Genomic DNA, 21091 nt, shown 5'->3' on the forward strand with positions numbered 1-21091 from the left:
CCACCATGCACAGCAACTCCTCGGCCGACGCGCCACCCACATCACCGGCGTCACCGGCCCCGGCAACCGACACGGACCGGAGCTTGCGCTCACGCCCTGCCATCGTTCCCCTTCCGATCGATCGTCTTCGACAGGTGCCCGGCTCAGCGGGTGCGGCGGGGAGGCAGCGGCAGGAAGCCGCTCGTCCGCTCCACGTAGGCGGCGTAGGCCGGGCGTCGACGGCGCATGTGCTCCTCCAGCAACGGTTTGCCCGTCCCCTTGGCGAGCAGGAACGTCATCAACACCGGCGACACGACGGTTGCCAGGCCGTACCAGGACGAGCACGCGAGCAGGAACAGGCCCCACCAGACGCAGGCGTCACCGAAGTAGTTCGGGTGCCGGGTGTAGCGCCACAAACCCCGGTCGAGGACCTTCCCGCGGTTGTCGGGGTCGGCCTTGAACCGCCGCAGCTGCCAGTCGCCGACCGCCTCGAACAGCAGTCCCACCGACCACAGCACGACTCCGGCCGCGACCAGTCCGGGGTGGACCCCCGGGCCGTACTGGGCCACCTGCACGGGCAGCGAGACGACCCACAGCACCACGCCCTGCGTCAGGTAGGCGCGCACCAGCACGTGCAGGTGCGGGTTCCCCTTGGCACGGCGGCGCATCTCGGCGTAGCGGTGGTCCTCCGGTTCACCTCGACCTCGCAGTCCGATGTGGACCGCCAGGCGGACACCCCACACCGCCGTCAACGCGGTGACGAGCACGCGGGTCGCGGTGTCGCCCTCGCCGCTCGACAGGACGAACGTCGTGCCCGCGACCAGTGCGAAGCCCAATCCCCAGGCGATGTCGAGGGTGTCATGCCGGTCCCGGACCACCGAGACGGTGAAGGTGACCACCACCAGCAGCACCACCACACCGGCGCTGATGGCGAGGTTGGCGGGCAATCCGGCGGGCAACTCGGACCAGGTCATGCCCTCACCGCCCGGACGCGACGGGGTCCGCCGCCAGGACGTCGCCGCGGTGCCACGGCATCCCGCTCGCGCCCTCGACGGTCGGGCGGACGACGAGGACCTGGTCCACACCCATCCGGTTGTCCTCGAAGGCCAACGCCCCGCCGGCCAGGTACAGCCGCCACACCCTCGCCTGACCTTCGCCCACCAGGGCGACGACGTCGTCCCACCGCCGTTCCAGGGTTGCCGCCCACTCCCGGACCGTGCGCACGTAGTGCTCCCGCAGTGCGTGGACGTCCCTGATCTCGAGCCCGGCGTTCTCCAGGTGCGACAACGTGCGGCTGAGCGGTCGCATGGTCATGTCGGGCGCCACGTAGGACTCGATGAACGCGCCGCCGCCGGGCGCGGTGGAGCCCCGTGACATCTGCTGCAGCAGCAACCGGCCACCGGGCCGCAGCAAGCGGTGCAGGGTCGAGGCGTACACCGGGTAGTTCTCCTCGCCGACGTGCTCGCCCATCTCGATCGACGCCACGGCGTCGTACGGCTCGTCGGGGATCTCCCGGTAGTCCTGGAGCCGGACCTCCACGGCGTCCTGCAGGCCGAGTTCGGTGATCCGGCCGCTGACGTGGTCGTGCTGCTGACGTGACAGCGTCACGCCGGTGGCGTGCACGCCGTGGTGCTGCGCCGCGTGCAGCAGCAGCGACCCCCAACCGCACCCGACGTCCAGCAGCCGCATCCCCGGACGCAGGCCCAGCTTCCGGCAGATCAGCTCCAGCTTGTCCCGCTGGGCGTCGACCAGCTCGTAACCCGGTTCGCCGTCCGCCCAGTACGCGCAGGAGTAGGCCATGTTCGGGTCGAGGACGAGCCGGTAGAACTCGTTGCTCAGGTCGTAGTGGTGGGCGATGGCCGCGCGGTCCCGCCGGCGGGTGTGCAGCCCACCGGCCAACCTGGCCTCTTCGGCCGGTGGTCGCGGTCGGGTGCCCAGGACACCCAGCCGCGCGGCGGTTCGCAGCAGGGCGAAGCGGTCGGACGCGGACAGCCGGCGACGCGGCCGGTCGGTCCGGGCCAGTGCCCAGAACCGGCGCAGTCCGGTCGTGACGTCACCTTCGACGTCGAGGTCACCGGAGACGTAGGCTCGCGCCAGCCCCAGTTCGTCCGGGTTCCACAGCAACCGGCGCAGGGCGCGGCGCGACCGCAGCACCACCCGCGGACCATCGGTCGGGCCGGCCTCGCTTCCGTCCCAGGCCCGCAGCCCCACGGGCAGCGCGGTGCCGAGCACCCGCTCGACCAGGTCGGCCAGCGCCAGGGCGTGCCCCGTCTTACCGTCGCTCACGTCGTCCCCTTTTGCTCGGTCGTCCGGGGTGGTTCGGAGCCGAACGGCCCGCGGGTCGCCCGCTCGGGCAGAAAGTGATGCCCGTCACACCAGCCATCTGCCGGCGGGCGCACGCCGAATGACAGTCGTGTCCCCCCTCCGCTCCGACTCCCACCGGTCCACCCAGCCTCTGATCACAAGCTGGGAACCCGCGACGGCCACCGCCGCCGTGCTCGTGCTGCCGGGCGGTCGCGCCCGCAGCCTCGAACCCGCCAGCCGCGCCAACCTGTCGTTCCAGCGGATGGTGCCGCTCGCCCGGGACATCAGCCGGGCGGGACCGACGGCCTGGCTCCTGCGCTACCGGTACCGGGGGTGGAACGAACCCGACCGCGACCCGGTGCACGACGCCCGGTGGGCCCTCGCCCGACTGCGCGAGCGGCACCCGGAGGCGCGGATCGCCCTGGTCGGCCACTCGATGGGTGGACGCACCGCCCTGAGGATCGCCGACGACCCGGCGGTCACCGCGGTGTGCGCGTTGGCGCCCTGGATCGAACCCGGTGACCCGGTCGACCACCTCGGCGGGCGGGCCGTCCTGCTGGCGCACGGCGACGTGGACCGGTGGACCGACCCGCGGGCGTCCTACCGCTACGCGGAGCGCGCGAAGCAGGTCACCGCTTCGACCTGCCGGTTCGTCGTGCACGACAGCGGTCACGCGATGTTGCGCCGGCACGCCGACTGGAGCGGGTTGGTCCGCCGGTTCGTGCGCGGCGCGTTCGACCCCACCGCCGTCGACCCCCTGATCGCCGACGCGATGGCGGCCACCTCCCCGCACGGACTCTCCGTCACCCTGCCCCGAGGAACCCGATGACGAACACCCGCCAACGCGTCGCCGTGATCGGCGCGGGAGTCGCCGGACTGACCGCCGCCTACCTGCTGCAACGCCGCTACGACGTGCTGCTGTTCGAGGCCGCGTCCCGGCTCGGCGGCCACGCCCACACGCACGATGTCGTGTCCGACGACGGCTGCACGGTCGCCATCGACAGCGGCTTCATCGTCCACAACGAGCGCACCTACCCCAACCTCCTGCGGCTGTTCGCGGAGCTGGACGTGCGCACCCAGGCCACCGAGATGTCGATGAGCGTGCGCTGCGAGGGCTGCGGCCTGGAGTACGCAGGCGCCAGGGGCTTCGGCGGGTTGTTCGCCCGGCCCGGCAACGCCTCGCGCGCGCCGTACCTGCGGATGCTCACCGAGGTGACGAGGTTCCACCGGCACGCCCGGCGCGTGCTGGACGACCCGGCCGCCGAAGGCGTCACGCTCGGCGCGTTCCTGGCCATCGGCGGCTACACCCGGTACTTCGTGGACCACTTCGTCGTGCCCGTGGTGTCGGCGGTGTGGTCGGCCGACCAGGTCACCAGCCTGCGCTACCCGGCCCGGTACCTGTTCGAGTTCCTGCGCAACCACGGCATGCTGTCGGTCACCGGCTCACCGCAGTGGCGAACGGTGGTCGGCGGCTCGCGCGCCTACGTGGACCGCGCGGCCAAGCAGCTGACCGCCGTGCACCTGTCCACGCCGGTCCGCGCGGTGACGCGCACGGCGCACGGCGTGGAGGTCCGCGACGACGGTGACGAGCTGCACCGGGTCGACAAGGTCGTCGTCGCCACGCACCCCGACCAGGCGCTGGCGTTGTTGGCCGACCCGACCGACGACGAGCGCGCGGTGCTGGGCGCCTTCCGCTACTCGCCCAACGAGACGTGGCTGCACACCGATTCCTCCCTGCTCCCCCGCTCCCCCCGTGCCCGCGCATCGTGGAACTACCTCAAGCCGCACTGCCGCTCCGACGACGGCCCCGTGCTGGTCAGCTACCACATGAACCGGCTCATGCGGCTGGCCGAACCGCAGGACTACCTCGTCACCCTCAACGCCACCGACCGCGTCGGGCAGTCCTCGGTGATCGCCCGGATGCGCTACGAGCACCCGGTCTACACCCCCGAGTCGGTCGCCGCGCAGCGCCTCCTCCCCCGGCTCGACACCGGATCGACGACGTTCGCCGGCGCCTACCACGGCTGGGGCTTCCACGAGGACGGCTGCGCCTCGGGCGTGCGGGCCGCCGCGGCGCTCGGCGTGGACTGGTGAGCACACCCGCGTTGTACGACGTGGTGGTCACCCACACGCGCCGTCAGCAGGTGCACCGGACGTTCCGGCACCGCACCTTCCTGTGGTTGGTCGACCTCGACCGGCTGCCCGCGCTGCCGTGGTGGCTGCGCCCGGTGGCGCGGTTCCGCGCGGGCGACCACCTGGGCCGCCCGGACCGCGCCATCCGGGACAACCTGGACGCCTGGCTCGCCGGTCAGGGCGTGGACCTGCGGGGCGGTCGGGTGTTGATGCTGACCAACGCGCGCGTCTTCGGCCACGTGTTCAACCCGATCACCGTGTACTGGTGCCACGACCCGGACGACGAACCGGTCTGCGTCGTGGCCGAGGTGCACAACACCTACGGCGAACGGCACTGCTACCTGCTTCGCCCCGACCGCGACGGACGCGCGGAGACCGACAAGGCGTTCTACGTCTCCCCGTTCCTGTCCGTCGGGGGCAGGTACGTGATGCGGTTGGCGCGGCCCGCCGAACGGCTGTCGGTGACGATCAGCCTGCGACAGGACTCACGGACACCGTTCACCGCCTCGCTGACCGGCGCACGTCGACCGGCCACACCGGGGACGTTGCTGCGCCTGCTGCTGCGCCACCCGCTGCCCACCCACCGGGTCAGCGCGCTGATCCGCCGCCACGGCATCGCCCTGTGGCTGCGCCGACTGCCCGTCGTCCCCCGCACACCCCACGACGCACAGGAAGGTGTCCAATGACCACTTTGCCCACCCAGCTGCGGGACACCGCGGACCGGACTGCCCCCGGCGGCACAACGCGCCGCTGGCCGGGTCTGGCGGAGCCCCGGTGCTCCGCCGCACGTGCCACCGCCGCGCGACTGGTGTTCCAGCAAGCCGTGAGGTCGCTGCCCGTGCGGGTGGCGCTACCGGGCGGCGAGCGCCTGGGCGCGGGCGGCCCCGACTCGCCGGTGATGCGGGTCGTGCGGCCGGGGGCGTTCTTCCGGCGACTCGCCGCCGACGCCAAGATCGGGTTCGGTGAGGCCTACATGGCCGGCGACTGGACCAGCAACGACCCGGCCGCCCTGCTGACGCCGTTCGCGGCCCGCATGGCGGACCTGGTGCCCAGGCCGTTGCAGGTGTTCCGCCGGTGGGTCGACGCGCGCCACCCCGTGCACGAGCAGAACACCGTCGACGGGGCGCGGGCCAACATCCACCGCCACTACGACCTGTCCAACGACCTGTTCGCGGCGTTCCTGGACGAGTCGCTGACCTACTCGTCGGCCTGGTTCGCTCCCGGCAGCGACGACCTGCACGCCGCCCAGCTGCGCAAGATCGACGGTGTGCTGGACCTCGCCGGCGTCCGCGCCGGCACGCACCTGCTCGAAATCGGCACCGGGTGGGGCGCGTTGGCGATCCGAGCCGCACTGCGAGGCGCCCGCGTCACCACGCTCACCATCTCGGCCGAGCAGAAGCGCCTGGCCGAGCAGCGGATCGCCCGAGCCGGGCTCGCCGACCGCGTCCAGGTGCTGCTGCGTGACTACCGCGAAGCCCACGGCAGCTATGACGCCGTGGTGTCCGTCGAGATGATCGAAGCCGTCGGCGCCGACTACTGGCCCACCTACTTCCGGACGCTCGACCGCGTGCTCAAGCCGGGCGGCCGGGTCGGGCTCCAGGCCATCACCATGCCCCACGACCGGCTCCTGGCGACGCGCCGCTCCTACACCTGGATCCACAAGTACGTCTTCCCCGGCGGCCAGCTGCTCTCGCTCCCCGCGATCCAGGACGCCGTCCGGCGGCACACGGCGCTGGCCGTCACCGGGCACCGGTCACTGGGCCCCGACTACGCCCGCACCCTCCACCACTGGCGCACCCGTTTCCTGGCCAACTGGCCGCAGGTCGCCTCGACCGGCTTCGACGACACCTTCCGCCGGATGTGGGAGTTCTACCTCGCCTACTGCGAGGCCGGCTTCAGGTCCGGGTACCTGGACGCGGTCCAACTCGGCCTGACCAAGCACCGCGGCTGACCAGGTGGTGCCGACGCGCCCGCACCCGGCGCGTCGGCACCGGCGGCTGTGACCGGCGTCACCTCTTTGCGTGGCGGGAGGTGTCGTCTCCGGGGATTCTCGTTCGACGCACTGACGACAGCACTTCAGAACGACCGAGGAGCACCCGATGCGCACCCTGATCACCACCGCGTTCGTCTCGCTCGACGGCGTCGTCGAGGCGCCCGGCGGAGAACCGGGCTACCGCAACTCGGGCTGGACCTTCCGGGGCATCGAGTTCGACCCCGCCGCCTACGAGATCAAGGGCCGTGAGCAGGACGAGGCCGAGGCCATGATGCTGGGCCGGATCAGCTACGAGGCGTTCTCGCCGGTGTGGCCGGGCATGACCGAGGAGTTCCCCCGCTACAACGCCATGCCGAAGTACGTCGTGTCGACCACCCTCCGGGACGACGACCTGGTGTCCGGCTGGGGCGACATCACCATCCTCCGCTCGCTGGACGACGTCGCCGCGCTGAAGGAGACCGAGGGTGGGCCGATCATCGTGCACGGCAGCGCCGCCCTCAACCGCGCGCTGTCCGACGCCGACCTGATCGACCGCTACCACCTGCTCGTCTTCCCGGTCCTGCTCGGCGCGGGCAAGCGGCTGTTCAGCGACACCGACAAGGACAAGCTGAACCTCAAGGTCGTCGAGAGCGAGTCGTACGCCAACGGCATCCAGAAGCTCGTCTACGACGTGGTCCGCTGACCGAGCCCGACAGTGTCGGTTCGAGGCGCGGGAGCGCGCCCAAGGGGTGGATCGGCGCGCTCCCGCACGTGTGGGGGCGTTCGGTTCTTAACGCCGGCCGGGGTTCAGGCCGAGGTCGAGACCCAGGTCCAGGCCGAGGTCGAGGCCGAGGGGGCCGCCGGGGCTGGTGCGGAAGGGCCCGCAGGCGGCCGGTGAGGTCGCCTCCAGCGGCAGCGACGGGTCAAGGTCGCTGGGGGCGCTGCCGTCATAGGTGCCGCTGCCGTTGGGGTCGATGCCGTGCACGACCAGCACCGCCTTGCCGTTGCGGATGTCGCTCGCCACGTCGGCGGTCACCGTGATGCTGCGCCGGTAGTTGTAGGACGAGCCGTCCGGCGTCGGGAAGCGGTCGATGGCCAGGCCACTGGCCGGGCTGGTGTCACCGCTCGTGGTCAGCGAGGTGCCGATGTGGCCGTAGAACGGGTGCCCTTCGGTGGTGTTCACGATGCCGTCACCGCTGGTGTCGGCGCTCTGCGACGGGCAACGCCCCTGCGCGCCGATGTGGATGTGCTGCGCGTGCGGCGCGCCCGCCAGGACACCGCGCACCCGGAAGGCGATGTCGACCTGGTTGCCGCGCAGGACGAGAGCGCCCTGTCCCCGTGCGCCGCTGTCGTTGAGCTGCCGGAGCTGCACGGTGGCCACGGTGGTACCGCCCTCGTCACCGGAACCGGTGCCGTGGTCGCCCCCGTGCGCCGATGCCACCGCCGGTGAGGCGAGAGCCAGGCCCAGTGCGATCGTGGGAACCGCCGCGCGTGCCGCCTTGGTCTTGAAGGTCGTCATCGTTCGTTCCTTCCGGAAGGGATCGAAACGGTCTGCCTTGCACAGGTCGTTCGACACCGACACCTCTCCGGATTGCCCTCGACCGCGAACTCGCGACGAGGGCCGGTCGTCACCGGTCGCGCGGACCGGTGGTGGAGGCTCGTTCGACGAGTTGCACGGGCAGCACGTGCGGGGTGTCGGGGGACGGCTGCCCGGTCACCTTCGCGAGCAGGCGGTCGACGGCGACGGCGGCCTTGCCGCCGATGTCCTGCGCGATGGTGGTCAGCTTCGGGGTGATGTAGGCGCTGACGTCGATGTTGTCGAAGCCGACGACCGAGATGTCCTCCGGCACGGCCGTGCCGGCGTCCTTCAGGCCGTCGATCAGCCCGATCGCCAAGATGTCCGCTGTGGTGAAGACCGCGGTCGCCCCGGGGTGGGACGAGCGCAGTCGCCGCGCCAGTCCGACACCGTCGTCGTAGGTCGTGTTGACGATCTCGATCGGACAATCCATTTCGGACAGACCTCGGTCGTCGAACGCCGCGCGGAACCCCAGGAACCGTTCGTGCACCACGCCGACGTCGGTGAACGCCGGACCCGCGAAGACGATGTCGCGGTGACCCAGGTCGAGCAGGTGCGCGGCGGCGAGGCGGGCGCCGGTGAAGTCGTCGGAGCGGACTCCCGTGGTGAGGGGGTTGGTCGAGTAGCTGTCCACCGCGAGCACCGGCGTGGTGCCGATCACCGCCTTGTCGAGGCCGTCGATCTCCTCGTCGAGGAAGCCGAGCAGCAACGCGCCGTCGAGGCTCCACGAGCGCAGGGCTTCGGCGATCTCGGCGCGTTCGGCCACGCCGCGCAGCAGCAGGTGGTAGCCGTGCCGGCGCAGGCCGCGCTCTATGTGGCCCAGCATCGCGGTGTTGTGCGGACTGATGGCCAGGCTGTCCTCGGTCGCGGCCGGCACCAGCAGGCCGATCATGAGGGAGCTGCGGGCAGCCAGGCTGCGGGCGGGAGCGTTGGGCACGTAGCCGAGTTCCGCGACGATCCGGCGCACCCGGTCGACGGTCTCGGCCGACACGCGGGCGCGCTTGCCGTTGATCACGTTCGACACCGTCATGATGCTCACGCCCGCCGCCTCGGCGATGTCCTTCAAGGTCACCCGCACCGGCCCGCTCTCTCCTCTCACCTTCCGCGGACGCCGGGTTCGTCGTTGACACCCCCGCCGCGGCGCGGTTAGTGTCGCACACCACGCAGATATAGCGCTAAACCGACTCTGACCGGCAACGATCGGTTCATTTGTCGTGCGCTGTCGATCATCAACGAGGGGGACGAGATCGTGACGACGGACGGCCGGGGGTCTCACCGGCAGTGGTGGAGGAGCGCGGTGATCTACCAGATCTACCCGCGCAGCTTCGCCGACTCGAACGGTGACGGCACGGGCGACCTGAACGGGGTGCGCACCAGGCTGCCGTACCTGCGGGACCTGGGCGTGGACGCGATCTGGTTCACCCCGTGGTACGCCTCGCCACTGGCCGACGGCGGCTACGACGTGGCCGACTACCGCGCGATCGACCCGGCGTTCGGCACCCTCGCCGACGCCGAGGCGTTGATCGCCGAAGCCGCCGACCTGGGCATCCGCACGATCGTCGACGTCGTCCCCAACCACGTCTCCAGCGAGCACGAGTGGTTCAAGGCGGCGCTGGCGGCCGGGCCGGGTTCGCCGGAGCGTGCGCGGTTCTGGTTCCGGGAGGGCCGGGGCGAGCACGGCGAGCTGCCGCCGACGGACTGGGTGTCGAGCTTCGCGGGCGGCACGTGGACGCGCGTGCCGGACGGCCAGTGGTACCTGCACCTGTTCGCCGCCGAGCAGCCGGACCTGAACTGGAATCACCCTGACGTGCGACGCGAGCACGAGGACGTGCTGCGGTTCTGGTTCGACCGCGGCGTGGCGGGCATCCGGGTCGACTCGGCGTCGATGCCGGTGAAGGACCCGGCGTTCCCCGAGGTTCCCGAGACGTACGAGGCGGGCGGGCACCCGTTCATCGACCGCGACGAGCTGCACGGGATCTACCGCGGCTGGCGTGCGGTGGCCGACTCCTACGAGGAGCCGAGGGTGCTGGTGGGCGAGATCTGGCTGGACGACCGGCAGCGCTTCGCCCGCTACCTGCGGCCCGACGAGATGCACTCGGCGTTCAACTTCGACTTCATGGCCCGCCCGTGGGACGCCAAGGAGTTGCGCGAGTCGATCCAGTACACGTTGGACGCACACGCCCCCGTGGGTGCGCCCGCGACGTGGGTGCTGTCCAACCACGACGTGACCCGGCCGGTGACCCGGTACGGGCGCGCGGACAGCTCGTTCACCTTCGCGGCCAAGCGGTTCGGCACGCCCACCGACCTCGCGTCGGGCGAACGGCGGGCCAGGGCGGCGGCGTTGCTGACCGCGGCACTGCCCGGCGCGCTGTACGTCTACCAGGGCGACGAGCTGGGCCTGCCGGAGGTGGAGGACCTGCCGCTGGACGCCCTCCAGGACCCGATGCACTTCCGGTCCGGGGGCGTCGACCCCGGTCGCGACGGGTGCCGCGTGCCGCTGCCGTGGACCCGCTCGGGTCGCACGTTCGGGTTCGGCCCGGACGAGTCGGACGCCCCCGCCTGGCTGCCGCAGCCGGCCGCCGGGTGGGGTGAGCGCTCGGTCGAGGTGCAGGACTCGGACCCGCGGTCGGTGCTGGCGCTCTACCGGGCCGCCCTGGTCCTGCGCCGGTCCGAAGCCGCGCTGCGCGGAGAGGACTTCGCCTGGCTCGACACCACCGAGGCCGTGCTGGCCTTCACCCGCGACGACGTGGTGTGCGTCGTCAACCTCGGCACCGCGCCGGTGCCACTGCCCGACCACCGCGAGGTGCTGCTGACCAGCACCGACCTTCACGGTGACCACCTGCCCGCCGACGCCGCCGCCTGGCTGCGCACCTGATCGACACTGGAGCGAGACGATGAAGTCCCCCACAGCGCTGTCCCTGCCCGCCAGACTCGCGACCGCCGCGATCGTGCTGCCCCTGGTGCTGAGCGCGTGCGGCTCCGATCCCGACGACCAGGTGGGCTCCGACGGCAAGGTCGTCATCACCGTCGCCATGGACTCGGGCCTGGAGAAGGCCGCGATCGACGCGTTCGACAAGCGCGTCGAGCAGTTCGAGGCGGCCAACACCGACGTCGACGTGCGCTCCCAGGAGTACACGTGGACCGCGGCGTCGTTCACCGCGCAGCTCGCCGGCGGCACGATCCCCGACGTGTTCACCGTGCCGTTCACCGACGGTCGAGGTCTGATCGAGCGCCGGCAGATCGCCGACGTCAGCGACCAGGTCGCCAAGCTGCCGTACGCCGGTTCGCTGAACCCGAACGTCGCCGCGGCCGGGCAGTCCGCCGACGGCAAGCAGTGGGCCGTGCCGATCGCCGCCTACGGCCAGGCGCTGCACTACAACCGCACCCTGTTCACCCAGGCCGGGCTCGACCCCGACAAGCCGCCGACGACGTGGGCCGAGGTGCGCTCCGCGGCCAAGCAGATCACCGAGCGCACCGGCCAGGCCGGGTACGCGCAGATGACGTCGGGCAACACGGGCGGCTGGATCCTCACCACGCTGGACTACGCCTTCGGCGGTCGCATCGAGCAGGTCGACGGTGACAAGGCCGAGGCCACTGTCGACACCCCGGAGATGGCCGAGGTGCTCGACGCGCTGCGCGCCATGCGCTGGGAGGACAACAGCATGGGCGCGAACTTCCTGTACGACTGGGCGGGCATCAACCAGGACTTCGCCGCCGGACGGATCGGCATGTACGTGTCCGGCGGCGGCAACTACGGCAACCTCGTCACCCAGAACGGCCTCAAACCCGAGGACTACGGCGTCGCCGCCCTGCCGCTGGCCGACAAGCCGGACGCGGGCGTGCTCGGCGGCGGCACGCTCGCCGTGGTCAGCCCGAAGATCGGCGACCGCAGCAAGGAAGCCGCCGTGAAGTGGATCGACTTCTACTACATGGGCAAGCTGACCGACCAGGAGGCTTCGGTCGCCGACGCGAAGACGCTGGCCGAGACCAAGCAGCCCGTCGGCGTGCCGGCGCTGCCGGTGGTGGACCGCGCGACCTACGACAAGCAGCGGGAGTGGGTCCGGCAGTACGTCAACGTGCCGCTGGACCAGATGACCCCGTACACGGCGAAGATGTTCGACCAGCCGCTGGTCACCGAGCCGACGCGGTCCACCCAGGACGTCTACAAGATCCTGGACCAGACGGTGCAGGCGCTGCTCACCGACCAGGCCGCGGACGTGCCCGCGTTGCTGGCCAAGGCCGATGCCGACGTGCAGGCCCAGATCGGCCGGGGCTGACGTGGTCGTCCGGTCCCGGTCCCGCGTGGCGGCGGTCCCGCCGTCGCCACGCGGTCCCCGCCCGCCACGGCGTCGACGGCGCACGCCGGTGACGTGGGTGCGCCGCGGCGGGTTGAGCACGCTGGTGTTCCTGCTGCCGCTGCTGCTGGTGTTCGGGTTCTTCTCCTGGGCGCCGATCGTGCAGTCGGTGGTGATGAGCTTCCAGCGCACGAACCTGATCGGCCCGGCGGAGTTCGTCGGCCTGGACAACTTCGCCCAGGTGCTGTCGGACCCGCTGCTGTGGACAGCGTTGCGCAACACGGTGTGGTTCGCGCTGCTGGCGCTGCTGTTCGGCTACCCGGTCCCGCTGGTCGCCGCGGTGCTGATCAGCGAGGTCCGCCACCGCAAGGGGCTGTTCAGCGCGCTGGCGTACCTGCCGGTGGTGATCCCGCCGGTGGTCGCGGTGCTGCTGTGGAAGTTCTTCTACGACGCGAGCCCGACCGGCGTGTTCAACACGGCGCTGGGCTGGGTCGGCCTCGGTCCGTGGCAGTGGCTCCAGGACCCCGGCAGCGCGATGCCCTCGCTGGTGCTGGAGGCCACGTGGGCCGCCGCGGGCGGCACGGTGATCATCTACCTGGCCGCGCTGGCCGGCGTGCCCGCCGACCTGTACGAGGCCGCGGAGATCGACGGTTCGGGCATCTGGCGCAAGGTCTGGCACGTCACGCTGCCGCGGCTGCGCGGTGTGCTGCTGGTGACGTTCATCCTCCAGATCATCGGCACCGCGCAGGTGTTCCTGGAGCCGTTCCTGTTCACCGGCGGCGGTCCCGCGAACTCGACCACGACCCTGCTGCTGCTGATCTACGACTACGCCTTCGCCAACAGCCTCGGCGGCGACTACGGGGCGGCCACCGCGTTGAGCATCATGCTCGCGGCCGTCCTGGCGCTCTTCTCCGCCGCGTACTTCCGGCTGACGAGATCCTGGAGTGCTTCGTGAACCGAGGTCTGGTCTCGCCCACCGAGTGGGCGACCGCCCGCACCCGGCTGGTGCTGCGCACGCTCCAAGGACTGCTGCTCGGCGGGCTGCTGCTCACCGGCCTGGGTCCCGTGCTGTGGCTGGCGAAGGCCGCCGTCACGCCGACCCAGGACACCCTGCGCACGCCCATCGCCCTGTTCCCCAACGGTGTCGACCTCACCAACCTGGTCACCGCGTGGACCCGCGTGGAGATCGACAAGTACTTCCTCAACACCGTGTGGCTCGCCGCCGGGTCGTGGGCCGTGCAGCTGGTGGTGGCCACGACCGCCGGGTACGCCCTGGCCGTGCTGCGGCCACGCTACGGCAGCCTGGTGACCGGCGTGGTGCTGGCGACCCTGTTCGTGCCCTCGATCGTACTGCTGGTGCCGCTGTACCTGACCGTGGTCGACGCCAACCTGATCAACACGTTTTGGGCGGTGTGGCTGCCCGCCGGCGCCAGCGCGTTCAACGTCGTCCTCGTGCAGCGGTTCTTCGCCGGTCTGCCGCGCGAGGTGTTCGAGGCCGCCCGCGTGGACGGCGCCGGTCCGTTCCGGGTCTTCTGGTCGGTGGTGCTGCCGCTGTCGCGGCCCATCATCGGCGTGGTGTCGGTGTTCGCCGTCGTGGCCAGTTGGAAGGACTTCCTCTGGCCCCTGCTGGTGCTGCCCGACCCGGCGGTGCAGCCGCTGTCCGTGCGCCTGCCCGCGCTCCAGCGCTACGTGGAGCTCGACGTGTTCCTCGCCGCCCTGGCGATCTCGTCGGTCATCCCCATCGCGCTGTTCCTGGTGTTCCAACGGCTGTTCCTTAACGGCGGCGCGCTGGAGGGCGCGGTCAAGGGTTGAACCACGGTCCGTGGACGGGCCACCACCCTGCGGAGAGAGACAACAACGATGTTGAGCAAGCTGTCCAAGAAAGGGCTCGCGGCCGTCACCACGACGGTGATGGTCGCCGGTCTGGTCACCCTGTCGAGCACAGCCGCCCCGGCGGCACCGGCCACCTTCCAAGCCGAGTCGGCCACGCTGTCCGGCGGCGCACGCGTCGAGTCCGAGCACGCCGGCTACTCCGGCACCGGCTACGTCGGCGGCTTCACCGACGCCAACCGCGGCACGGCGGCGGCGACGTTCACCACCGATGCCACGGCCGGGCAGAACACCCTGACCTTGCGCTACGCCAACGGAACCGGCACGACGCGCAGCCTGACCGTGTCCGTCAACGGCACCGCCCGGCAGCTGTCGCTGCCCGCCACCCCCGGCTGGGCCTCGTGGGGCACCGTCAGCCAGAGCGTGCCGCTCAACGCCGGCGGCAACTCCATCGTCGTGTCCTACGGCGCGGGCGACAACGGGAACGTCAACCTCGACAACATCACCGTGGAGTCCGCCCCGGTCTCCGCCGGCGACCTCGAAGCCGAGTCGGCCACGCTGTCCGGCGGCGCGCGCGTCGAGTCCGAGCACGCCGGCTACTCCGGCACCGGCTACGTCGGCGGCTTCACCGACGCCAACCGCGGGACCGCGACGGCGACGTTCACCACCGGCAGTGCCGCCGCCGGCACCAGTGAGCTGACCCTGCGGTACGCCAACGGCACCGGCACGACGCGGTCCCTGTCCGTGTCGATCAACGGCGCCGTCCGGCAGGTGTCGCTGCCCGCCACCTCCGGCTGGGCCTCGTGGGGCACCGCGACCACGGCGGTGACGCTCAACGCCGGTGCGAACACGATCACGGTGTCCTACGGCTCCGGCGACAACGGGAACGTCAACCTGGACAACATCAAGCTGTCCGCCGTCGCACCGCCCACCATGACCACCACCACGGGGCCGGCGCCCGCCGGTTCCTACGAGCTGGAGACCGGCTTCCTGTCCGGTGGCGCGTCGGTGGTCACGAGCCCGTCCGGCGCGACCGGCACCGGGTCGGTGAGCCTGCCCGGCAACGGCGCGCGCGTCGTCCGCAGCATCAACCAGACCGGTGCGGGCAACGCCACCATCACGTTGCGCTACAACAGTTCCTCGACGCGCACGGTGACGCTGTACGTCAACGGCGTCAAGGGAACGCAGCTGTCACTGCCGGGCGGCGCCGGCTGGCGGACCACCACTCACGCGGCGGCGCTGCGCTCGGGGTTGAACCTCATCGGCTACCACGTCACGGGCGGCGACAGCGGCGGCGTTCAGGTCGACAACATCGCGGTCACCAACACGGCGGGCCTGGCCGCGCGTGGCGCGACCGTCCCCTACACCACCTACGAGACCGACACCGGCACCGGAACCCGGATCTCCGGCCGCACCTACACCACCGAAGCCGCCGAGGCGTCGGGCCGCAGCGCCATGAAGCTCACCGGCACCGGCCAGTACGTCGAGGTCCGGCTGACCAAGCCCGCCAACGCCATCACCGTCCGCGCCGGCCTGCCCGACAACGCCGCGGGCACCGGCACCACCGCACCGCTCGCGGTCTACGCGGCCGGCACGAAGGTCGCGGACCTCGCGCTGACGTCCAAGTACAGCTGGATGTACGGCGACTACCCCTTCACCGCCGGCCCCGGCGGTGCCCGTCCGCACCGCTACTTCGACGACTCCCGCGTCGTCCTGCCCCGGACGTACCCCGCCGGAACGGTGCTGCGCCTGGCCAAGGACACCACCGCGACCAGCTACATCACCGTGGACCTCGTCGAGGCTGAAGTCGTCGACGGCCCGACCGCCGCGCCCGCCGGCTACCTCGACGTCACCAACCACGGAGCCCGGTCGGGCGACGGCGTGGACGACAGCGCCGCCATCCGCGCGGCCGTCTCCGCCGCACAGGGCACCGCCGCCCGCGGCGTCTGGATCCCGGCGGGGCAGTTCACCCTCGGCAGCCTCGTCCACGTCAACGGCGTCGACGTGCGCGGCGCCGGGATCTGGCACACGGTGCTGTCGGGCGCCAACCGGCGCGGCGGGTTCTACGTCGACGGCGCCGACACCACGCTGGCCGACTTCACCTTCGACGGCGACGTCACCACCCGCGACCCCGACGGAGCACCCGGCTCCGACGCGTTCATCGAAGGCGAGTTCGGCACCGGGTCGCTGATCTTCAACGTGGCCACCAACCACGCGAAGGTCGGCCTGTGGATCAAGCAGGCGGACGGTCTGCTCGCGTCGGGCATGCGCGTGCGCAACACCATGGCCGACGGGCTGAACGTCAACGGCAACACCACCAACGTCCGCGTCGAGCAGAGCGACTTCCGCAACACCGGCGACGACGCGCTGGCCATGTGGTCCTGGGAGGCGGCGGGCACCGTCAGCCGCAGCGTGTTCGCCTTCAACACGGTCTCGCTGCCCATCCTCGCCAACGGCGTCGCGATCTACGGCGGCACCGACAACCGCGCCGAGGACAACCTGATCACCGACACCGTGTTCAACGGCGCCGGCGTGATGCTCTCCACGTGGCACGCGTCCATGCCGTTCAACGGCACCACCACCGTGCAGCGCAACACCCTCACCCGCACCGGTACGCGCAACTGGGACTGGCACACCCACACCGGCGCGGTCTGGTTGTTCGCCGAACGAGCCGACATCACCGGCGCGGTCGTGCTGCGCGACCTGGAGATCAACGACAGCAACTACCACGGCCTGCTGCTGAGCTGGAACAAGGCCGTGCAGAACCTGACCGCGTCCAACGTCAGGATCAACGGCACCGGCGGCGCCACCGAGACGTTCGACGACGGCGCCGGGACCGTGACCAACGCCGACTCCCACGGCATCCACTTCAACCTCGTGTCCGGTACGGGCCGCTTCGACGGCGTGACCGTCGCCGGGCTCAAGGGGACGGGCAGTCGCGGGATGGTCAACGACGAGAACCGCTACACCGTCCAGCGCGGAAGCGGCAACTCCGGCTGGTGAACCGGCGGTGTGGCCCCGCGTCTCCCCCGCGGGGCCACACCGGCTGTCCCGCCTTACGTCCGCAACCGAACCGCCCCGACGGGCGCCGATCTCCGAGAGCGACGAATGGCCCCGTGGTGGCGTGACGCCGTGTTCTACCAGGTCTACCCGCGCAGCTTCGCCGACTCGGACGGCGACGGCGTCGGCGACCTGCCCGGCGTCCGTTCCCGACTGCCGTACCTGCGTTCGCTGGGTGTCGACGCGGTGTGGCTGTCGCCGTTCTACCTCGGCCCGCAGGCCGACGGCGGCTACGACGTCGAGGACTACCGCGCGGTGGACCCGTTGTTCGGGACCATGGCCGACGCGCGGGCGCTGATCGCCGACGCCCACGCGCTGGGCCTGCGCGTCATCGTGGACCTGGTGCCCAACCACTCCTCGTCGCGGCACCCGTGGTTCCGGGAAGCGCTGGCATCACCCGGTTCCGAACACCGCGCCCGCTACCTCTTCCGGCCCGGGCGCGACGGCGGACCGCCCAACGACTGGCAGTCGCTGTTCGGCGGACCGGCGTGGACCCGCACCACCGACCCGGACGGCACGCCCGGCGACTGGTACCTGCACCTGTTCTCGCCGGAACAGCCCGACTTCGACTGGACCTACCCGGCCGTCGCCGAGGAATTCCGGTCCGTGCTGCGCCACTGGCTGGACGTGGGCGTGGACGGCTTCCGCGTCGACGTGGCGCACGGCCTGGTCAAAGCGCACGGGCTGCCCGACCACGGCGTGCCGACCCACCTGCTGGACCTGACCGCCACCCCGTTCTGGGACCAGGACGGCGTCCACGACATCTACCGGGACTGGCGTCGGCTCCTGGACACGTACCCGGGTGACCGCGTGGCCGTGGCCGAGGCGTGGGGCCCGACGTTGACGCGCACCGCCCGCTACGTGCGACCGGACGAGCTGCACCAGGCGTTCAACTTCCACTACCTGACCTGCCCGTGGGACCCGGTCGCGCTGCGGGCGGTCATCGACGACTCCCTGGACGCCATGTCCGCCGTGGGCGCGCCCGCGACCTGGGTGCTGTCCAACCACGACGTGGTGCGCCACGCCACCCGGCTCGCGCCGGAGGCCGACCCGGGAACGGGGCTGCGCCGGGCCCGCGCGGCAACGCTGCTGATGTTGGCGCTGCCCGGCTCCGCCTACCTCTACCAGGGCGAGGAGCTCGGTCTGCCCGAAGTGCGCGACCTGCCGCCCCACACGCGCCAAGACCCGGCGTTCGCCCGCAGCGGGGGCCGGGACGGGTTCCGCGACGGCTGCCGGGTTCCCCTGCCTTGGGAGGGGGCAGAACCGCCCTACGGCTTCAGCCCGCACGGCACCCCGACGTGGCTGCCCCAGCCCTCGCACTGGGGTGGCTACGCGGTCGCCGCCCAGGCCGGGGACCCGACGTCGACCCTGGAGATGTACCGCGCGGCGCTGGCGCTCCGCGGAACCCTGCGCGGCGATCTCGCCTGGCTGCCCAGCGCTCCGCACGTGCTCGCCTTCGAACGCGGCACCGCCCGCTGCGCGGTCAACCTCGGCGACCGGCCGTCCACCATTCACACGGGCGGCGTCGACCACGTCCTCATCGCGAGCGGACCGGTGCACCACGACGGTGGCCACACGAGCGTGCCGCCCGACACGGCGGTCTGGTGGCGGGCGTAGGGGACATGCCCCATCAGCGGCGACAACGCCTCGCTCGACGTCGTCAGGCGGATCGCCGAACGCTTCGGCCCGGTGGGCACCGCCACCCTGTCCGCCGGTGCTCCCGCTTTCCCTGCCTGGACCTGGGCGGCCGGGGCTGATCAGCCGTGTCGGCCCGAGACGGGCACGGCTAGCGCGGACCACAGCTGCCGCACCGTGCAGCTCGGCCGCACGAGCGCTTCAGGCACGCATGCGATGCCTCGGCGAATCGCCATCGCGGTCGCGATTCACGCGAATTGCCACAAAGTAACGGTAATCCTGTAGTCGGTGATAGTTTCAAGGATCTTGATGAACGCGATGGCCCCCTCGCCTGTGCGCACACACATGTAGGGCGTGTCGTCGCTCATGTACGTGCTGGTCGTGGGACCGGTATCCAGAGATGTCGTACAGCTTTCAGGAGTCGCATTCGGGCCGTCATGAACACTCAACACCACGGGTTCATCGCTCCACGTATTTCCCCCGAGGTTGGTGAAGTTGATGTCACCACCAGGAAAGTCCTGGGTCTTCACTCGCGGGATGTCGCCATCGAAGTCGATCACTACGGAGTCTTGCAGATGGAGCGGCGTGTCAACGTAACGCGCAGTCCATTGCTTGGGCTTCGGTGCAATAGTTGTGGTGGTGGGAGTGTTGGGCGGCGTCGAGGTGAGCGTCGGCGCATGAGACGGCTCGATCGAGGAGGACCCACTCGGGGATCCACTGGACGTGGCGGGTGATGGCGGGAGCGCCAGTGTCACCACCGCGGCAACAGCGGCCACGACTCCGGCTACCCCACCGGCAATTGTCCACACGTTGAGCCAATTGATCTTGCGTGGTTGCGGGCTCTGCTCCGTCACGATCCACATTGTGCCCGACCGATCACGACGCGTGGTTCACGGTTCGCATGAGACCTGTTCACATTCTGATCACACCCTGCGGCAGGCCCTCACCAGTCGGTGGGCACCGCGGCTCGTGCCAGCCGCAGGCCTCGGCCAGGACGCCGCCCCGTCCTGCATCGCCGGAACCGCACTGCTCCTCGGCAACGACTGGGCCATGACCGGTGGCACGGCCGGCTCCGTCACCCTGCTGAAGGAACCACCGCCATGCCCATGTTCGCCACGGTCACCGAGTACGTCGACTCGCCGAGCTGTTCGCGGCCTGGCTGCGGCGAGCCCGGGAGTTGGAGACCTCGTGACGTCACGACGAGCGCGCCGCCGGAGGCAGTGCCACCACCCCCGCTGCGCCCTGTCCGAGCCAGCGCACCAGTTCGGCGACGAACCTGCCCCGGCCGCGCTCGTCCCGGTCCAGGTGCGCGAAGTGCGTGGCGCCGTCCAGTCGCACCGCGCGCACGTCCTTTGCCCGGACCAGGTCCGCGACCAGCGTCGACACGTCGCCCTCGCGCGACCAGAAGTCGTGCTCGCTGCGCATGACCAGCGTGCGTGCGGTGATCTCGCCCGCGTCCCACAGCTGTTGTCCGATCGCCAGGCGGAAGCTGTCCTTCATCGCGCCGGTCGGCGCCCGGAAGCTCGGCGGCTCGCGGTCACCCGAGGTCGGGTCGCTCGCCAGCGCGTGGTCGACGTACGCCGCCGCCACCTGCGGATCGCGCCACTGCGCCTTGTCGTCCACCGGGATGCCGGAGTCCCAGCTCGACAGCAGGCTCGGCCCGGTCGAGAACCGGTAGGCGCCGTGCCGCGCGTCGTGGAAGTGGCCGGGTCGCGCCGGGTCTTCGTACGCGGAGCCACGTCCCAGCATCGGATGGCCGTCGATCGCGCCGTACAAGCTGTTGCACACCACCAGGTTCTCGACCCGGTGCGGGTGCTCGCTCGCGTACCAGGCAGCCCAGTGGCCACCGGTCGCCCAGCCCACGATGTCGACGCCGGCGTGGCGCGTGGCCGACTGCAACCACTCGACGACCGACGCGATGTCCGACACCACCTGCTCGCCGGTGACCGCGGGCGGGTGCTCGGATGCCGGCGCGTCCAGTGCCGCCGGCCGGTCGGACTTGCCGTAGCCGCGCGCGTCCACGATGAACACCCGGTGGCCCGCGCGCGCCAGGTCCGCGGCCAGCGACCCACCGGCCACCGGCAGGTCGAACGACGGGATGCCGGGCACCCGCGCACCGTGCAGCAGCAGCACCGGTCGCCGGTGCGCCGGTCGTTCGAGCCGCACTTCCCGGACGCCGAGATGCCCGGTCTCGCCCCGCACCTCCCAGTCCTTGCGCAGCACCTGTTCCCCAGGCGGGACCGACGCCGCCACTGCGGCCGTCGTGATCGCAAGAGTCGTCTTCAGCACGCCGTCAGCATGCCGTCG

The 21091-nt window shown here is 71.2% G+C and carries 17 protein-coding genes; 11 read left to right on the plus strand and 6 right to left on the minus strand.

Going from position 1 to position 21091, the window contains the following annotated elements; genetic code table 11:
• Positions 1–143: 143 nt before the first annotated feature.
• Entirely contained in the window at positions 144–953 is an 810-nt protein-coding gene (locus tag OQ02_RS37630; protein ID WP_051773302.1) for a DUF1295 domain-containing protein, read from the minus strand.
• Positions 954–957: 4 nt separating this feature from the next.
• Positions 958–2265, minus strand: coding sequence for an SAM-dependent methyltransferase (locus tag OQ02_RS37635; RefSeq protein ID WP_231500408.1), 1308 nt, complete (start codon positions 2263–2265; stop codon positions 958–960).
• A 127-nt stretch (positions 2266–2392) separates the two neighbouring features.
• Here OQ02_RS37635 and OQ02_RS37640 point away from each other — a divergent pair, with 127 nt between their 5' ends.
• The 5 genes from OQ02_RS37640 to OQ02_RS37660 all read left to right on the plus strand — a co-directional run bounded on the left by OQ02_RS37640 (position 2393) and on the right by OQ02_RS37660 (position 7091).
• Positions 2393–3112 carry an alpha/beta hydrolase gene (locus OQ02_RS37640; RefSeq protein WP_231500409.1) on the plus strand — a complete coding sequence of 240 codons (720 nt, stop codon included), beginning with the start codon at positions 2393–2395 and terminating at the stop codon, positions 3110–3112.
• Positions 3109–4377 (plus strand): NAD(P)/FAD-dependent oxidoreductase, encoded by a 1269-nt coding sequence (locus OQ02_RS37645; RefSeq protein ID WP_033443469.1) that lies wholly within the window; start codon positions 3109–3111, stop codon positions 4375–4377. The genes OQ02_RS37640 and OQ02_RS37645 overlap by 4 nt, the downstream gene beginning before the upstream one ends.
• Entirely contained in the window at positions 4374–5102 is a 729-nt protein-coding gene (locus tag OQ02_RS37650) for a DUF1365 domain-containing protein (protein ID WP_033443470.1), read from the plus strand. The genes OQ02_RS37645 and OQ02_RS37650 overlap by 4 nt, the downstream gene beginning before the upstream one ends.
• Complete coding sequence (locus OQ02_RS37655) at positions 5099–6367, plus strand: SAM-dependent methyltransferase (RefSeq protein WP_051773303.1); 1269 nt, start codon at positions 5099–5101, stop codon at positions 6365–6367. Before OQ02_RS37650 ends, OQ02_RS37655 begins: the two co-directional genes overlap by 4 nt.
• 148 nt (positions 6368–6515) lie before the next feature.
• Entirely contained in the window at positions 6516–7091 is a 576-nt protein-coding gene (locus OQ02_RS37660; RefSeq protein ID WP_033443471.1) for a dihydrofolate reductase family protein, read from the plus strand.
• Between the two features lie 87 nt (positions 7092–7178).
• On the opposite strand, the gene OQ02_RS37665 is transcribed toward OQ02_RS37660, so the two are convergent.
• Entirely contained in the window at positions 7179–7907 is a 729-nt protein-coding gene (locus OQ02_RS37665; RefSeq protein ID WP_063747227.1) for a hypothetical protein, read from the minus strand.
• A gap of 109 nt (positions 7908–8016) precedes the next feature.
• On the minus strand, positions 8017–9042 hold the full coding sequence (locus OQ02_RS37670) for a LacI family DNA-binding transcriptional regulator (protein WP_033443472.1): 1026 nt from the start codon (positions 9040–9042) through the stop codon (positions 8017–8019).
• A 219-nt stretch (positions 9043–9261) separates the two neighbouring features.
• Between OQ02_RS37670 and OQ02_RS37675 the strand changes: the two genes are divergently transcribed.
• The 6 genes from OQ02_RS37675 to OQ02_RS37700 all read left to right on the plus strand — a co-directional run bounded on the left by OQ02_RS37675 (position 9262) and on the right by OQ02_RS37700 (position 18766).
• Positions 9262–10839, plus strand: a complete 1578-nt coding sequence (locus OQ02_RS37675) for a glycoside hydrolase family 13 protein (RefSeq protein WP_231500410.1) — start codon at positions 9262–9264, stop codon at positions 10837–10839.
• A 19-nt stretch (positions 10840–10858) separates the two neighbouring features.
• Positions 10859–12241, plus strand: a complete 1383-nt coding sequence (locus OQ02_RS37680) for an ABC transporter substrate-binding protein (protein ID WP_033443474.1) — start codon at positions 10859–10861, stop codon at positions 12239–12241.
• 88 nt (positions 12242–12329) lie between these two features.
• Complete coding sequence (locus OQ02_RS37685; protein WP_231500411.1) at positions 12330–13214, plus strand: carbohydrate ABC transporter permease; 885 nt, start codon at positions 12330–12332, stop codon at positions 13212–13214.
• Positions 13211–14071, plus strand: a complete 861-nt coding sequence (locus OQ02_RS37690) for a carbohydrate ABC transporter permease (protein WP_033443475.1) — start codon at positions 13211–13213, stop codon at positions 14069–14071. Before OQ02_RS37685 ends, OQ02_RS37690 begins: the two co-directional genes overlap by 4 nt.
• Before the next feature lie 48 nt (positions 14072–14119).
• Complete coding sequence (locus OQ02_RS37695; protein WP_051773305.1) at positions 14120–17092, plus strand: CBM35 domain-containing protein; 2973 nt, start codon at positions 14120–14122, stop codon at positions 17090–17092.
• Between the two features lie 105 nt (positions 17093–17197).
• Positions 17198–18766: a glycoside hydrolase family 13 protein gene (locus tag OQ02_RS37700; RefSeq protein WP_033443477.1), complete on the plus strand. Its 1569-nt coding sequence runs from the start codon at positions 17198–17200 to the stop codon at positions 18764–18766.
• A 266-nt stretch (positions 18767–19032) separates the two neighbouring features.
• On the opposite strand, the gene OQ02_RS44440 is transcribed toward OQ02_RS37700, so the two are convergent.
• Together OQ02_RS44440 and OQ02_RS37705 are read right to left on the minus strand one after the other, a co-directional pair.
• On the minus strand, positions 19033–19638 hold the full coding sequence (locus OQ02_RS44440) for a hypothetical protein (protein WP_156077556.1): 606 nt from the start codon (positions 19636–19638) through the stop codon (positions 19033–19035).
• A gap of 340 nt (positions 19639–19978) precedes the next feature.
• Complete coding sequence (locus OQ02_RS37705; RefSeq protein WP_033443478.1) at positions 19979–21073, minus strand: alpha/beta fold hydrolase; 1095 nt, start codon at positions 21071–21073, stop codon at positions 19979–19981.
• Positions 21074–21091 lie beyond the last annotated feature (18 nt).

It is taken from the genome of Saccharothrix sp. NRRL B-16314 (assembly GCF_000716595.1).
In the GTDB taxonomy this organism is placed as follows: domain Bacteria; phylum Actinomycetota; class Actinomycetes; order Mycobacteriales; family Pseudonocardiaceae; genus Actinosynnema.